Consider the following 14,993-nt stretch of genomic DNA (forward strand, 5'->3'; position numbering starts at 1 on the left):
CGCGCCGGGCCGGCCAGGAACCCCCGCCCGGGTGACCCCGGAGACGTGCTCGCGCCCGCCTCGGCGACTCACGTGACGTGTCCCTCAGATTGGTCCTCACCCATCGTGGGTAGATCATGGGCTGACAGTTCCTCCGGGGGGAGGTTTCGCCGTGCCTGCAGGAGGAACCGCACGATGATCGAGACAGTTCGCCGCGCATTGCGCTGGCGGTGGCCGTGGATGGTGCTCGTGCTCGTGCCCGTCGCGGTCGTCGGCATCTGGTGGGTCGAGGCCCAGCCGACCCGCGCCGAGGCCGTCAGCGTCGTCGGCGTGACCCCGGCGTCGGTGGAGTACGCCAACCCCGACCTGGTGCAGCTCACCGTCAACCGGTACGCCGTGCTGCTCGCCTCGCCCACGGGGCTGCAGGGGGTCTCCGACGACACCGGCATCGACGTCGACGAGCTCGAGCAGGCCGTCTCGGTCGAGTCCAGCCTCGACTCGGCCAACCTGCGGATCGTGGTCGACGCCGCCACCGAGGAGCGCGCCGAGGAGATCGCCGACGCGGTCGCCGCCCACGCCCGGGTGCTCGGCGCCGACGACGACGCCACCGACGTCTCGGTGCTCTCCCCCGCCGTCGTCCAGGCCCCGCCGCTCACCGCCTCCAAGCGCGTGCTCGAGGCCGTGCTCCTGCTCATCGCCCTCGTCGTCGCCCTGGGCGCCGCCTGCGCCGTGGAGCTGGCCCGCCCCCGCATCCGCACCGGCGGCGACGCCGAGGCCGCCACCGGCGCGATGGTCGTGGCCGGCATGCGCCGCTTCCCCCAGCCCGGCCTGCTGCGGCGCAACGTCGTCAGCGACGACGAGGTGCTGCGCGCCGCGCGCGCCCTGCGCACCGGCCTGCTGGCCAGCGAGCGCAGCGCGCCGAGCGGCCCGATCTGCGTGCTCGGCAGCGAGCTCGGCGCCGGCGGCACCACCATCTCCTTCCTGCTCGCCCGCTCGGCCAGCGACGCCGGCGAGGCCGTGCTGCTCATCGACGGCGACCTCGAGGGCACCGGCCTGAGCAAGCACCTGCTGCTCCCCCAGGACGTCGGCCTCGACGACGTGCTCGCCGGGCGCGCCGACCTGGAGGCCGCCATCGACCGCGAGGGCCGCGTGCCCGTCGTCGGCACGCGCCGCAAGCTCGGCTCCGACGCCCTCACCGAGCGCCGTCTCGGCGAGGTGCTCAAGGAGGCCGCCGGCTCCTGGGAGCGCGTGATCGTCGACGCCCCGCCGGTCGGCAGCCAGGGCGCCGACGTCGTCGGCCTCCACGCCGCGTCGGTGCTGCTGGTCGTGCCGCTCGGGGCGCCGGTGCACCGGGTGCGCCGCGCCGCGCGGCGCCTGGCCCGCCACGGCATCCCCGTGCGCGGCGTCGTGCTCAACCGTGCGCCGCGAGGGGTCGTGGAGTCGATGCGCACCGTCGCGACCGTCAGCCACGCCGATGGCTGAGCCGCAGCCCGCCACCACCGGCTCCACCGCGGCCCCCGGTCGCCGCTCGCCGCTGCGCCCGTCGCGCTCGACGGTGGTGCTGATGTACCACGGCTTCTGCACCACCCGCCGCGCCGACGACCCGGAGAACCTCTTCGTCGAGGTCGCCCGTCTCGAGGAGCAGCTGACGTGGCTGCTGGCGCACGGCTGGGAGGCGCTCGACCTCGACGGCTACCGCGACGTGCGCGCCGGTCGCCGCTCGGGGCACCGCACCGTCCTGGTCACCATCGACGACGGCTTCGACTCCGTGGCCGACCTCGCCGCGCCCGTGCTGCACCGGCTCGGCGTGCCCGCGGTGCTCTTCGTGCCCTCGGGCCTGGTCGGCGCCACCGCCACCTGGCTGCCCGAGCCCGCCTCCAGCCCGCTGCTGCAGCCCGAGCGGCTGCGTGGGCTGCCGGCGCTCGGCGTGGAGATCGGCCTCCACGGTCGCGACCACCGCGACCTGCGCGGCATCGATCCCGACGAGCTGCACCGCCAGACGGCGCTGGCCCGCGCCGAGCTCGCCGACTTCCTGGGCGCCCCGGCCGCGCGGTGCGTGCGCTCCTTCGCCTACCCCTACGGCGCCCACGACCGCGCCGCCCGCGACGCCGTCGCCGCGGCCGGCTTCCTGGAGGCCTTCTCGGTCTTCGACGACGCCGGGCCGATGGCGGTCTCCCGCGTCGACGTCAACGCCACTGACACCCTGCGCTCCTTCCGGGTCAAGCTGATGCCGCAGTACCGCCGCGCCTGGCGCGCCCTCGAGAGCGCCCCCGCCCTGCGCCGCCTGGTGCACAAGGTGAGCACCCGCACGCCCAACCGCACCCCCGACGGCCCGCCGGAGGCCGCACCCACCGCCGTGCCGAGCGAGCCCCCCGTCGTCGAGGCGCCGGTCGCCGAGGCGCCGGAGCAGGCGGCCTCGGAGCCGACCCCCCTCAGGCGCCCGCAGCGCACCGGCGCCGCACCCACGACCACGCACCGTACGACGACCCAGCGCGCGGCCTTCGCCTCCGCCCCCGAGCCCGACCCGTCGACCGGCACCACCCCGCCGGCCGACGGCAGGGGGCCCCGGGGATGACCACGCTGCTGCCGGCCGCGCCCGCGCGACCGGCCCGCGGACCGGCCTTCCTGGGGCCGCTCCGGCCCCTGGTGCCGCTCCTGCCCGCCGCGCTGACCACGCTGGCCTGCGTCGTCGGCTGCGTGGTCGGCGGGATCGCCGCCGGTCTGCTGCTGGCCGAGCTCGGCGTGCGCTTCGGCCCGGCCGCGGTGGTGGCGGTCGTCGTGGCCACCGGCCTGGCCGCGGTGGTGCCGCGCCGCCCCGAGACCATGCTCGCGGCGGTCGGGCTGACCCTGCCGCTGGGCCCCGTGCCGGTCGGGCCCGTCGAGGTCGTGCAGCTCACGGTGGCCTTCGCCGTGGTCGCCCTGCTGGGCCGCGCCGCGCTGACGCACGGGCTGCGGCTGCCGGCCCCCGCGCTGGCGGTGCCGCTGCTGGCGATGCTGCTCAGCGCCGCGCTGGCCACGCCGCTGGCCCGCGGCAGCGACGTGGCCTTCAGGCTCGACGTCCAGCTGCTGCTGCTGGTGCTGCTCGCCGTGGCCGCCGCCAGCGCGCTGCGCAGCCGCCGGGCGCTGGTGCTCGTCACCGCCTCGACCGTGACGGGCGGAGCGGTCGCGGCCGGCTGGGCGCTGGTGAGCTCGGGGCCCTCGACGACGTTCTACGGCGGCGCGGTCGTCAGCGGCCGCGCCCAGGGCGTCTTCTCCCAGCCCAACGAGCTCGGCCTCTTCAGCGCCGTGCTGCTCGTGGTGGCCATCGGCTTCGGCACCACCGCGACCTCGCGCCGCCAGCAGCTGCTGTGCCTGGTGGCCGGTGGGCTGCTGGCCGCGGCGCTGGCGCAGTCGCTCTCGCGCGGGGCCTGGATCGGGGCCGTCGCCGGGCTCGCCACGCTGGCCCTGCTCAGCCCCCAGGCGCGCCGCCCGATCGGTGCGCTGGCCGGGGCCGCGCTCGCCGTCGTGGTGGTGCTCCAGCTCGCGGGCGCCGGCATCGCCGAGGCGCTGCTGGCCCGCCTCGACAGCGTGCTCAACGCCAGCGACAACCCCTACGACCAGCGTGGCCAGATCTGGGCCGAGGCGCTGCGCCAGCTCGCCGAGCGCCCGGTGACCGGCCAGGGCCCCGGCGGCTTCCCCTACGCCGCGCGCGGCCTGAGCGGGGAGGGCATCGTGCTGGAGATCGAGCACGCCCACAACCTCTTCCTCGCCGCGGCCAGCGAGTACGGCGTGCCGGGCCTGCTCGCCCTCCTCGCGCTCATGGCCGGTGTCGTGGTGACCGCGGTGCGCGCGACGCGGCTGCTGGCCGCCGGGCCGCACCCCCGCGACGCCGGCGTGCCCGTGGCCCTGGCCGCGGCCCTCGTGGCCGTGGTGGCCCACGGCATGGTCGACTACCCGCTGCGCAACGCCGCCGTGGTCACCACTGTCTTCCTCGTCGTGGCCCTGCTGGGCGCCTGGCACCTCCACGGGGCCGACGTCGCCGCGCCGCCCGCCCCCGACCCCGCCCGGGCACCCGACCTTCACCTCGCCGACGTGCCGGTCGTGGCCGTGCACCCCAGCCTCGTGCCGACCCCGGCCGGTCGCGCCGCATCCGCCGGCGGCGGCGCAGCGCGCCCCGCGGCCGAGCGCCCGCGGGCCGCGGCACGCTCCGGCGCGCGCCTCGCCGACCTCGCCGGCCGGGTGCGCGGCTCCGAGCGCCCCGACGGCCCCGGTGAGACCCGCGCCGCCGACCTGGCCGGCGTCGTGCGGCCCGTCGCGCCGCGGCGCCCGGCGCCCACCGCCCCCGACCTCCCGGCGCCCGACCCCGGCGCCCGCCCCGAGCCCGCCGACGCCCGGCCCATCGGCGACACTGGAGCCGGTGAGGTCGACCTCGACCCCGCCCACCGCACCACCCGCACCCCCCTCCCGCCGCACCAGCCCACCCGCGCCCCGCGCAGCACGGAGGACACCCGATGAGCAGCACCAGCACCGGCCCGACCGACCCGCTCGGGTCCGAGACCGGGTCACGCGGCGGCGCTGACTCCGCGTCGCGCGGCGGGTCGGCCACCGGAGCCGTCACCGGGCCGGCCGCCGGGTCAGCCGCCGAGCCGGCCGCGACGCATGACGCCGCCGACCGCCCGGCCACGCCCCCGCTGCGGTGCGTGGTGGTGACGCCCTACGCGACCCTCGGCGGCTCCGAGCGCTGGCTGCTCGCGCTGCTCGACGGCGCCGCCGCCCGCCTCGACGCCGAGGTGTGGCTGCTCGAGGACGGTCCGCTGCGCGCCGAGCTCGAGCGGCGCGACGTGCCCACCCTGGTGCTGCCCACCGGCCCCGACGCCCGCTCGCTGGCCGCCCGCGGCGCCGACCTGGCGCGCCGGCTGCGCGCCGGCGGCGCCGACGTGCTGCTCGCCAACGGCGTGAAGGCCGCGGCCGCCGCCGTGCCCGCCGCCCGGCTGGTGGGCGTGCCCGTGGTGTGGGCCAAGCACGACTTCTCCTTCGACTCCACCCTGGCCCGCCCCCTGGGCGCGCTCGCCGACGCCGTGCTCGCCACCTCGGCCGCCGTCGCCGCGGCCACCGGGCGTGACGACGCCGTGCTCGTGCCGCCCCCGCGGCCCTCCCGCGTGGTCGCCTCGCGCCTGGAGGCCCAGTCCTTCTGGTCGGCGGCCGGTGTCCCGGTGCCCGACCACGCCCCGGCCGGGGCGCCCCCCGGCGAGACGCGCGCGACCGGTCCCGCTCACGCCCCGACCGCCGGGCGCCGCACCCTCGCCATGCTGACCCGCCTGGTGGCCTACAAGGGCGTCGACACCGCCATCGCGGCGCTCGCCGAGCCGGCCGCCGCCGGCTGGGACCTCCTCGTCGTCGGCCCCGACGACCCCTCCGAGCCCGGGGAGCGCGCCCGCCTCGAGGCCCTCGCCGCCGACCTCGGCGTGGCCGGACGGGTGCGGCTCGTGCCCGAGGTCGACGACGCGGGCCACTGGCTGGCCGCCGTCGACGCCGTCGCCGTGCTCACCCGCAGCGCCGGGGCCTTCGGCCGCGAGGGCTACTCCCTCGTCGCGATCGAGGCGCTCGCCGCCGGCGTGCCGCTGCTCGGCGGCCGCGGCAACCCCGAGGTCGAGCGGATGGCCGCCGCCGCGGGCCGGGTCGTCGCCACCGGCGACCCCGCGACGCCCGACGGGGCGCGGGCCGTCACCGACGTGGCCCAGGGCCTCGCCGAGCTGGGCGACCCCGACGTACGCCGCGCGACGCGGCTGGGCGCCGAGCGCCTCCACAGCGCCCACCCCGACGCCGCCACGTGCACCGCCCTCACCGTCGGCCTGCTGGCCGAGACCGCCGGACGTCCCGGCGCCGGCCTGGCCCCGGCCGAGCCGGTCACGGTGCTCACCTGCTTCAAGGACGAGGCCGGCCACGTCGACGGCGTCGTCGCCCGCGTGGTCGAGCAGCTCGGCCCCGACGACGAGTACCTCCTGGTCGACGACCACTCCACCGACGGCACGAGCGAGGAGCTGGCCGCCTGGGCACGCCGTGAGCCCCGCATCCGCGTCCTGCCCGGCCCCGGGGTCAACCTCTCCGCGGCGCGCAACCACGGGTTCGCCCACGCCACGCACGCGGTCGTCGCTTGCACCGACGCCGGCGTCGAGCCCGCCCCCGGGTGGCTCGACGCGCTGCGCACGCCCTTCGCGGAGCGGCTGCCCGCAGCCGCGAGGGACGCAGCGGCCGCGGCCGGCCCCGTCGGCCCCGCAGGCCCCCTCGGCCCCGACGCGGTGGGCTCCAGCGGCCGGGGCGTCGACCTCGTGGTCGGCGTCTACGAGGTCGACGGCGGCGACCCCTGGCGCGACGCCGCGCGGCTCGCGCTCTTCCCCGCGGTGGCCGAGGCACGCCGGCGCACCCCGCTCGTGCGGATGGCCGGCACGCTGACCGGGCGCCGCTTCGACGCCGCCCGCCTCGACGGTCGCTCCATGGCCTGCACCGTCCAGGCGTGGAAGCGGGCCGGCGGCTTCGACGAGTCCCTCTACTCCTCCGAGGACGCGGTCTTCGGCACGGCGGTGCGCGCCGCCGGCGGGCGCAGCGTGCTCGCCCTCGACGCGTGCGTGACCTGGGCCCAGTCGGGCCGGATCGGCGAGACGGCCGCGATGTACCGCAAGTACGGCGAGTGGGGCGGGCGCGCCGGCTCCTGGCCCCTGGTCAGCCGCGACCTCGTGCGCGGCTCGGCCTACCTGGTCGCCCCCGCGCTCGCCGTGCGCGGCGGAGCCGGGACCCGCGCGCTGCTGGCCCTGGGGGCGCTGGGCTACCTCGCGGTGCCGCTCAGCCGCGCCCGGGCCGAGCACGCCGACCCCGCCACGGTGGCCCTGATGCCCCTCGCCCTGGCCCTCAAGGACGTCGCCAAGGCCGTGGGCTGCGCCCGGGGCAGCCTCGGCCGGCTGCGAGGGGACCGCGCGTGACCTCACCGCACCCGCCGGCCCCCGCGAGCGGCCCGGCCGGCCCCGACGAGCCACCGGCAGACACCTCGGGCGACACCTCGACCGGGACCTCGGCACCGACCTCGGGCGTCGGCGAGCTCAGCCGCCGGGCGGCCCTCAACACCGCCGTGCGCAGCGTGGCCGAGATCCTCGGCAAGGTGGCGACCCTGGCCTGGACGGTCGCGGCCGCCCGCACGCTGAGCACCGAGGACTTCGGTGCGGTCTCCTACGCCCTGACCCTCATGCTGCTGCTCAGCTCGGTCGCGGCGTGGGGCTTCGACTCGGGCCTGGTGCGCCGCGGCGCCGCCGAGCCCGACTCGCTGCCCCGGCTCTACCGTGCCACCCAGGTCGAGAAGACCGGGCTCGGGCTGGTCGTCTTCTCCGTCGCCTCCCTGGTGGCGGTGCAGTCGCGCGCCGACACCGGCACCTGGGTGGTGATCGTGCTCATGGTGCTGGCCGGCTTCCCCGAGATGTGGAGCCAGAGCGCCCGCGGTGCGGCCGCCGTGCGGCAGAGCGCCGCCGCGGTCTCCAGCGCCCTGGTCGTGCAACGGCTGGTCACCGCCGTGGTCATCGTCGCCGCGCTGGCCCTCGGCCTCGGGCCGGTCGGCGTGGCCTCGGGCTTCCTCGTCGGCACCCTCGCGGGCTGGGGCGCGCACGTGCTCGCCGTACGCCGCCTCGACCTGCACACCCGCACCCGCGAGCTGACCCGCGAGGACCTCGCCGCGGCGGCCTCGGGCACCTTCCTGCTCGGGGTCTCCAGCCTCGTGCTGATGCTGCTCTTCCGCCTCGACGCCGTGCTGCTGGCCGCGCTCAAGGGCGACGAGGCGGTGGCGGTCTACTCGGTGGCCTACCGGCTGCTCGAGACCGTGCTCTTCGTCGCCCACGCCATCAACCAGGCCGTGCTGCCCGTGCTCAGCTCGACCTCCTCGACCCTGCGCCGCCGCAACGCCTTCGAGCGGGGCGTGGCCGTGGCCGGCTTCGTCTACCTGCCCTTCGCCGTGGTCTGCGTCGTCGAGGGCGAGCGGGTGCTGCGGCTGCTCTTCGGGGCGCCCTACGGCGAGGCCGCGGCCCCCGTGCTGGCCTGGCTGGCGCCCGCGCCGATGCTCTTCGCGATCGCCTTCTTCGGCAACTCCCTCATGCTGGCCCAGCAGCGCAACCGGCTGCTGCTGGCCTCCTCCGTGCTCGCCCTGGCCGTCAACACCGGGCTCAACCTGGCCCTCATCCCGGCCTACAGCGGGGTCGGCGCCGCGATCGCCACCAGCGTGGCCTACCTCGCCCAGAGCCTGCTGGTCGTCTACGTCGTGCGCGACCTGGAGGACCGCCCCCGGCTGCTGCAGCCGCTCACCTCGGCCGTCCTGGGCGGCGTCGTGCTCCTCGGCGTGCTGCTCGCCCTCGACCTGCCCGTGGTGGTCGAGCTCGCCCTCGGCGGCGTGGTCTACCTCGCGGCGTGGGCGCTCGCCTCGCGCCGCCTGGCCCCCGACCAGTACGCCATGGTCGCCGGCGTCGCCCGCCGGGTCGCGCGTCGGTGAGCGGCCGCTACGCACGCCTCCGCCGGCCGCGGCGGGTCCTGGTCTCGACCGACCTGCCCTGGCCGGCGCTCTTCCTGGGCGAGCAGCTCTCCCACGCCCTCAACCACGGGCTGCCCGCCCGCCGGCGCAGCGGGCCGCTCGCCGCCGCGATCGGACGCCGCGGCCTGCCCGCGCCCGCCGTCGCCTCCCTCGTCGCCCGGCTGCCGCACCGCCCCGCCCCGGCCACCGACGCCGTGCTCGACGCGGTGCGCGAGGCCTGGCCGACCCTCGTCGCGGCCGCCGGTGGTGCCGGTGACCCGGGCGACTCGGGTGACGCGGGCGACGCCGGTGACTCGGGTGACGCCGGGGCGCCGGGGGCCGGACGCCTCGTCGGCGACGCGCCCGCGCAGCTGGCCGCGCTCGAGGTCGACCGCTCGGGGCGCCGCTTCGTCTTCGTCTTCGCCGACGACCCCCACCCGCTGCTGGTGCTGAAGTCGCCCGACGCGACGGCCGACGGCGCCGCGGAGGCCGAGGCCCTCACCCGCGCCGCCGCGCTCGGTCTCGCGCCCCGCTGCCTGGGCCGCATCGCCGAACTGGAGGCCCAGGAGGGGCTCGCGGGCCGGCCGCTGTGGGTGCGTGCGCCCGGGCGTCCCGGCTGGAGCGGCGCCTACGGCGACGCCTACGCCTCGCTGGGCTCCGGCCTGGAGCGGCTCGCCTCCGCCACCGCGGTGCCCGGCGGGCCCGACCGGCTGCTCGCCGACGCCCAGCCCGCGCTGCCGCTGGTGCGCTCCCCCCGCACCCGGCTGCTGGTCGAGGCGGCGCTGCGCGACGTACGCCGCCTCACCCACCGCAGCCTCCAGCACCACGACCTCTCGGCGCAGAACTGGCTGGTGCGCGACGACGCGCTGGTCGGGCTCGTCGACTGGGACACCGCGATGCCCGACGGCGTGCCCGGCCACGACGCCCTCCACGCCGCCGTGTCGCTGCTCGAGCACGGCGTCGGCCTGCGCTCCCGCTCGCCGGAGCGCGTGCTGAGCACCTTCACCCGCGCCTGGCACGAGGAGCCGCTGCTCGCCCAGGCCCGACGCGCCCACCGCGCCTGCCTGGTCGCCGCCACCGGCTCCGAGGCCCTCGCCGACCGCCTCGCGGAGCCGCTCCAGCTGGCCTTCTTCGCCCGCCGGCTGGGCTGGGTCGCCGTCGGCGACGGCCACGCCGCCCTCGACGTCGACACCGCCGAGCGCATGCTCGACCACGTCGCCCGCGGCTGAGGGGGCGCCGCCCGCGCCCCGTCCTACTGACCGTTGCGACCACTGGCTGACAGTCCTGACGGCCGTCCAGTGGTCGCAACGATCAGTAGGACGCCCCGCCGAGCCGGCCCCTCAACGGGCGGCGGCCGGCTCCGACACCGCGGCCCGCTCCTCGGCGGCGACCTCGCGGTGGTGGCGGCGCACGAGGGCGGCGCGCACGGCCACCCGGCCCCGGGCGGTGCGGGCGTGGGCGATGCTCTCGATCATCGGCTCGCGGGTGGCGAAGCGGCCCTTGTAGCCCTCGTCGCCGCGCAGGAAGCGGAACTCGCGCAGCCCCGACTCCAGGGCGGCGCGGATGATGCGCACCATGAGCACGAAGCCGACCGACTCGTGGTCGTGGTCGGGGTCGCGGCCCAGCTGGTAGCAGTACGACGCCCCCGCGAACTCGAAGACCAGCGCCGTGGCCACCGGTCGGCCCGCGATCTCCAGGAACCACAGCCGCAGCCAGCCCTGGGCCAGCGCGGCGCGGGCGAAGGCGGCGGTGAAGCCGCCCTGCCGCTCGTCGAGCAGCGGGCTCTCGCCCTCCCAGCGGCGCGCGTGCAGGTCGAAGAGCGTGGCCAGGTCGGCCTCGATGGTCGCCGCGGTGGCCAGCCGGTAGGTGACGTCGTGGGCGTCCTCCAGCTTGGCGGTCTTGCGGCGCATCTGGGCGCGCAGGTTGCGGCTGCGCGAGGCGAGGAAGGACTCCCAGTCGTCGTGCTCCACGAGGTCGACCACCGGGCTGACCTCGCTGCTCACCTGACGCCCGCCGAGCGGCTGCCACCACGGCTCGTCGAGCGGCATGTCCTGGAGCAGCACCACGTCGGCGCGGACCCGTCCGCCCTCGAGGGCCTCGCGCAGCAGCGCCTGGGCGCGCGGGCGGTGCTCGGGGGCGCAGACGGGGCCGAGCTGGTCGGCCGGGCCGTGGCCGATGAAGCGGGCCTGGCGCAGCACCCGGCCGGTGACCACCAGCGGCAGCACCACCGTGGGGTCGGCGAGGTCGTCGCACAGCACGTCGGCCTGCGCGCCGTCGCCGTAGAAGTCCCACCAGCACGACGCCCAGGTGTGGGTGGCGAAGAGGTTGCCGGCGTCGTGCGCCAGACGGTTCCACGCGGCCGGGGAGGGGCCGGCGGTCAGAGGCATGCGCGGAGTCTAGGGTCCGCGCGGCCCCACCGTGGGGCGTTGGGCCTTTACCCGACCACCGGGGTGAGGTGCGCCCCCGCACGCCCGACGGGCCCTCACACGTCCGGGCCCGGGGTCGTCGGGGTCGTCGGGGTCGTCGGGGTCGTCGGGGTCGGCAGCCGTCCGAACCGCGCAATTGCGCGGTCCGAGCACCCCCGCGGGGCCACCACCCGTCCAAACCACGCAATTGCGCCGTCCGGACGTCCCGGGTCGGGCCCACCCGGCACCCCGCCGGGCTCCCGCCGTCGGCGCGACCGCGTCGTGCGCGCCGTACGACGAGCGGGCGCCCGGGGGTCGCCGGGGGGTCGCCGAGGGGCGCCGCAGGTGGTGCCGCGACGCGTGCGACACGGCGTCGGGCGAACCTCGGCGTACCTCTTGAACTGTGACAGTACCGCTGTCACAGTAGGGCGTGCAGGCACCGTCCCGACCCCCGAGAGGCCGCCCCATGAGCACCGCCAGCTCCATCTACGAGACCGAGCACGACGACTTCCGCGCCATGGTGCGCTCCTTCATGGAGAAGGAGGTCGTGCCCTTCCACGAGCAGTGGGAGAAGGACGGTCAGGTCAGCCGCGAGGTGTGGACCAAGGCCGGCGCGCAGGGCCTGCTCTGCTTCGACGTCGACGAGCAGTACGGCGGCATGGGCATCCAGGACTTCCGCTACAACATGATCGTCGCGGAGGAGATCTCCAAGGTCGGCGCGAGCGGGCTCGGCTTCCCCGTGCACACCGACATCATCGTCCCCTACATCTCCTCCCTCGGCACCGAGGAGCAGAAGCGGCGCTGGCTGCCCGGCCTGGTCAGCGGCGAGCTGATCTCCTCGGTCGCGATGACCGAGCCCGGCGCCGGCTCCGACCTCCAGGGCATCAAGACCTCCGCGGTCGACAAGGGCGACCACTACGTGCTCAACGGGTCGAAGACCTTCATCTCCAACGGCATCATGAGCGACCTGGTCATCGTGGTCGCCCGCACCGACCCCGACGCCGGCCACCAGGGCATCAGCCTGCTCGTCGTCGAGCGCGGCATGGAGGGCTTCGAGCGCGGCCGCAACCTCGACAAGATGGGCCTCAAGGCCCAGGACACCGCCGAGCTGTTCTTCGACAACGTCATCGTGCCGAAGGAGAACCTGCTGGGCGAGGAGGGCCAGGGGTTCATCTACCTCATGGTCAACCTGCCCCAGGAGCGGATCTCCATCGCCGCCATCGCCGTCGCCGCCTGCGAGCACGTGCTCGACCTGTGCCTGTCCTACGCCAAGGAGCGCGAGGCCTTCGGCCGCCCGATCGGGAAGTTCCAGCACAACCGCTTCCTGCTCGCCGAGATGGCCACCGAGGTCCACATCGCGCGCGTCTTCGTCAACGACTGCGTCATGCGGCTCAACGCCGGCGACGTCGACACCTCGCTGGCCTCGATGGCCAAGTGGTGGACCACCGAGCTGCAGAAGAAGCTGGTCGACCAGGGCGTGCAGCTGCACGGCGGCTACGGCTACATGATGGAGTACCCCATCGCCAAGGCCTACGTCGACAGCCGCATCCAGACCATCTACGGCGGCACCACCGAGATCCAGAAGGAGATCGTCGGGCGCTCCCTCGGCATCTGAGCCACGCACGCCGGCGACGGCCTCGTCACGACGGGGGTGTCGCCGGCGTCTGCTTGGGTGGAGCCCCACGTCTCGGAGGTCCCCCGTGCCCCTCGCTCCTCCCCGCGCCCTGCGCCGCTCCCGGCGCCCAGGCGCCGCCCTGCTCGTCGGTCTCGTCGGTCCCGTCGCCGGTGCCGTCGTCTCCGGGTTGCTGCTCGGCGGTCTGCTGCCGGCCGGCCCGGGGGTCGCGGCCGCCCCGTCGACGGCCTCGGCGACGGCGGCCGACCGCCCGGCCCACGCGTCCGCCGAGGTCCGCCGGGCCCCGCGGCGCAGCCTGGAGGAGCGGATCGACCGGCTGCCGCACGTCGTGGGCGTGAGCCGGCGCGGGCCGCGCGTGCTCGACGTACGGTTCCGCCAGCCGGTGGACCACACCGTGCGCGGCGGGCCGACCTTCGTGCAGCGGGTCGTGGTCACCCACCGCGGCGTGGGTTGGCCCACCGTCGTGACGACCAGCGGCTACTCCCTGCCCGGGCCCGCCCCGACCGAGCCCACGCGCCTGGTCGACGGCAACCAGGTCGGCTTCGAGCACCGCTACTTCGGGCGCTCGCGCCCCGCCGACCTGAGCCCCGAGTCGTGGCGCACCTACCTCACCCTCGAGCAGGCCGCCGCCGACGAGCACCGCATCATCGCCTCGCTGCGCCGCCTCTACCCGCGTCCGTGGCTGAGCACGGGCGTCTCCAAGGGCGGCATGACCGCGGTCTACCACCGCAGGTCCTACCCCGACGACGTCGCCGGCACGATCCCCTACGGCGCGCCCGACGACGTCGTCGACACCGACGACGCCTACAGCGACTTCCTGGACCGGGTCGGCACGAGCGCGGGCTGCCGCGACCGGCTCGTGGCCCTGCAGCGGGCCGTGCTGGTGCAGCGCGAGGCGCTGGCGCCCCGGTTGGCCGACCTCGGCCCCACGAAGATCCTGGGCGGGCCCGACCGGGCGCTGGAGTTCCTCGCCACCGACCTGGCCTTCGGCTTCTGGGCCTACCGCGGGCAGGAGGCCTGCCCGACGCTGTCGCGCGACCCCGCCGCCCTCAGCCCGCGACGGCTGTGGGCCGAGGTCACCGACGTCTCGCCCCCGATCGCCTACGTCGACCCCGTCCTGCGCCGCTACGCGCCCTACTACGTGCAGGCCGCCACCCAGCTGGGCTCACCGCAGCTCGACGAGTCGGCGCTGGCCGACCTCCTGCGCCATCCCGGCGCCAACACCGCCGCCGAGCTCGTGCCGCGACGGCTGCGCCCGCTCACGCTCGACCCCAGCGCCATGCCGGCGGTCGACGCGTGGGTGCGCGAGGAGGCGCAGCGGATGCTCTTCGTCGACGGCGGCGTCGACCCGTGGCACGCCGAGCCCTTCAGCTGCGGCGGCGACCCGGCCGCCGCCGCGGCCCGCGCCTGCCTCACCGCGGTCGTGCCCGGCGGCACCCACGGCGCGCCGATCGCCGACCTACCCGACGCCGAGCGCGACCGGCTGGTGCGCACGATCCGCCGGTGGGCCGGCCTGGCGACCTCGAGCGCCGACCTCGACCCGCGGGGATGGGCCGTCGCGGAGGACGGCCCCACCCCTGCCCGCCTGAGGGGCCTCGCCCCGGCGCGGGTCCTGCGGTGAGCACCGGCCTCGAGCTGCGGGTGACCGCCACGGGCGAGCTGGGCGCCGCGGAGCTGACCGCGCTGCGCGCGCTGTGGCACGACGCCTTCGACGGCGACTTCGCCGACACCGACGCCGACCACGCGCTCGGCGGCGTGCACGTGCTGGCCCACCTCGACGGGGTCCTGGTCGGCCACGCCAGCGTGGTGCCCCGCAGCATCCTGGTCGGCGAGGGCGACGCGCTCACCGTGTGGGACGCGGGCTACGTCGAGGCCGTCTGCACGCTGGCGTCGGTCCGCGGCCGCGGCGTGGGGCGCGCCGTGATGCGCGCCCTGCAGGAGGAGCTCGTCGCCCGTCACGACCTGGGCGTGCTGAGCACCGGGGTGCCGCTGTTCTACGAGTCGCTGGGGTGGCGCTCCTGGCGCGGCCCGTCGTACGTCGTGCGTGCGGGCGGGCGCCAGCGCACCCCCGAGGACGACGACGGCCTCATGGTGCTCGTCGTCGACCCCGACCGCCCGCTCGACCTCACCGCGCCCATCGCCTGCGACGAACGCCCCGGCGACGACTGGTGACGGCATCCGCTTGCGGCGGCCGGCCGGCGTCTGCGCAAGTAGCGCAATTGCGTGCGGGCGACCCAGGCCCCGGCCCCGGCCCCGGCCCCGGCGGAGGTTTGCGCGGTCCGTGCCAGGTGTGGGGCCCGGCGTCTGCGCAAGCAGCGCAATTGCGCGCGACCGACCGCGGCCGCCGCAGAGGTTTGCGCGGTCTGTGCCGCGTGCGGGGCCCGGCGTCTGCGCAAGCAGCGCAATTGCGCGCAGGCAACCCCGCCCCCCGCGGAGGTTTGCACGGTCCGTGCCA

10 protein-coding genes are annotated in these 14,993 nt (G+C 76.9%); 9 read left to right on the forward strand and 1 reads right to left on the reverse strand.

Translation table 11 applies throughout. The annotated features are described in order from the left end of the window. Positions 1-174: 174 nt before the first annotated feature. The 6 genes from M3673_RS03805 to M3673_RS03835 are packed head-to-tail and all read left to right on the forward strand — an operon-like array spanning position 175 to position 9,729. Positions 175-1,461, forward strand: a complete 1,287-nt coding sequence (locus M3673_RS03805) for a hypothetical protein (protein WP_193662155.1) — start codon at positions 175-177, stop codon at positions 1,459-1,461. Continuing rightward, positions 1,454-2,554 (forward strand): polysaccharide deacetylase family protein, encoded by a 1,101-nt coding sequence (locus M3673_RS03810; RefSeq protein ID WP_251531712.1) that lies wholly within the window; start codon positions 1,454-1,456, stop codon positions 2,552-2,554. Before M3673_RS03805 ends, M3673_RS03810 begins: the two co-directional genes overlap by 8 nt. Then, the gene (locus tag M3673_RS03815) at positions 2,551-4,473 is read left to right on the forward strand and encodes an O-antigen ligase (RefSeq protein WP_251531714.1); all 1,923 of its coding nucleotides are present in this window, start codon (positions 2,551-2,553) and stop codon (positions 4,471-4,473) included. Before M3673_RS03810 ends, M3673_RS03815 begins: the two co-directional genes overlap by 4 nt. Then, on the forward strand, positions 4,470-6,935 hold the full coding sequence (locus tag M3673_RS03825; protein WP_285838973.1) for a glycosyltransferase: 2,466 nt from the start codon (positions 4,470-4,472) through the stop codon (positions 6,933-6,935). Before M3673_RS03815 ends, M3673_RS03825 begins: the two co-directional genes overlap by 4 nt. Then, positions 6,932-8,482: a flippase gene (locus tag M3673_RS03830; RefSeq protein WP_251531722.1), complete on the forward strand. Its 1,551-nt coding sequence runs from the start codon at positions 6,932-6,934 to the stop codon at positions 8,480-8,482. The genes M3673_RS03825 and M3673_RS03830 overlap by 4 nt, the downstream gene beginning before the upstream one ends. Further along, entirely contained in the window at positions 8,479-9,729 is a 1,251-nt protein-coding gene (locus M3673_RS03835) for a phosphotransferase (protein WP_251531725.1), read from the forward strand. The genes M3673_RS03830 and M3673_RS03835 overlap by 4 nt, the downstream gene beginning before the upstream one ends. Positions 9,730-9,840: 111 nt before the next feature. Here M3673_RS03835 and M3673_RS03840 read toward each other — a convergent pair whose 3' ends face one another. Beyond that, positions 9,841-10,887: a GNAT family N-acetyltransferase gene (locus M3673_RS03840; protein ID WP_251531727.1), complete on the reverse strand. Its 1,047-nt coding sequence runs from the start codon at positions 10,885-10,887 to the stop codon at positions 9,841-9,843. A gap of 484 nt (positions 10,888-11,371) precedes the next feature. Between M3673_RS03840 and M3673_RS03845 the strand changes: the two genes are divergently transcribed. The 3 genes from M3673_RS03845 to M3673_RS03855 all read left to right on the forward strand — a co-directional run bounded on the left by M3673_RS03845 (position 11,372) and on the right by M3673_RS03855 (position 14,710). Continuing rightward, a complete protein-coding gene (locus tag M3673_RS03845; RefSeq protein ID WP_251531736.1) occupies positions 11,372-12,520 on the forward strand; it encodes an acyl-CoA dehydrogenase family protein in 1,149 nt (382 codons plus the stop codon). Between the two features lie 85 nt (positions 12,521-12,605). Beyond that, the gene (locus M3673_RS03850) at positions 12,606-14,159 is read left to right on the forward strand and encodes a S28 family serine protease (protein WP_251531738.1); all 1,554 of its coding nucleotides are present in this window, start codon (positions 12,606-12,608) and stop codon (positions 14,157-14,159) included. Next, entirely contained in the window at positions 14,156-14,710 is a 555-nt protein-coding gene (locus M3673_RS03855) for a GNAT family N-acetyltransferase (RefSeq protein ID WP_251531740.1), read from the forward strand. Before M3673_RS03850 ends, M3673_RS03855 begins: the two co-directional genes overlap by 4 nt. Positions 14,711-14,993 lie beyond the last annotated feature (283 nt).

The sequence above is a fragment of the Nocardioides sp. P86 genome (genome assembly GCF_023712465.1).
GTDB classification, from domain to species: Bacteria; Actinomycetota; Actinomycetes; order Propionibacteriales; family Nocardioidaceae; genus Nocardioides; species Nocardioides kribbensis.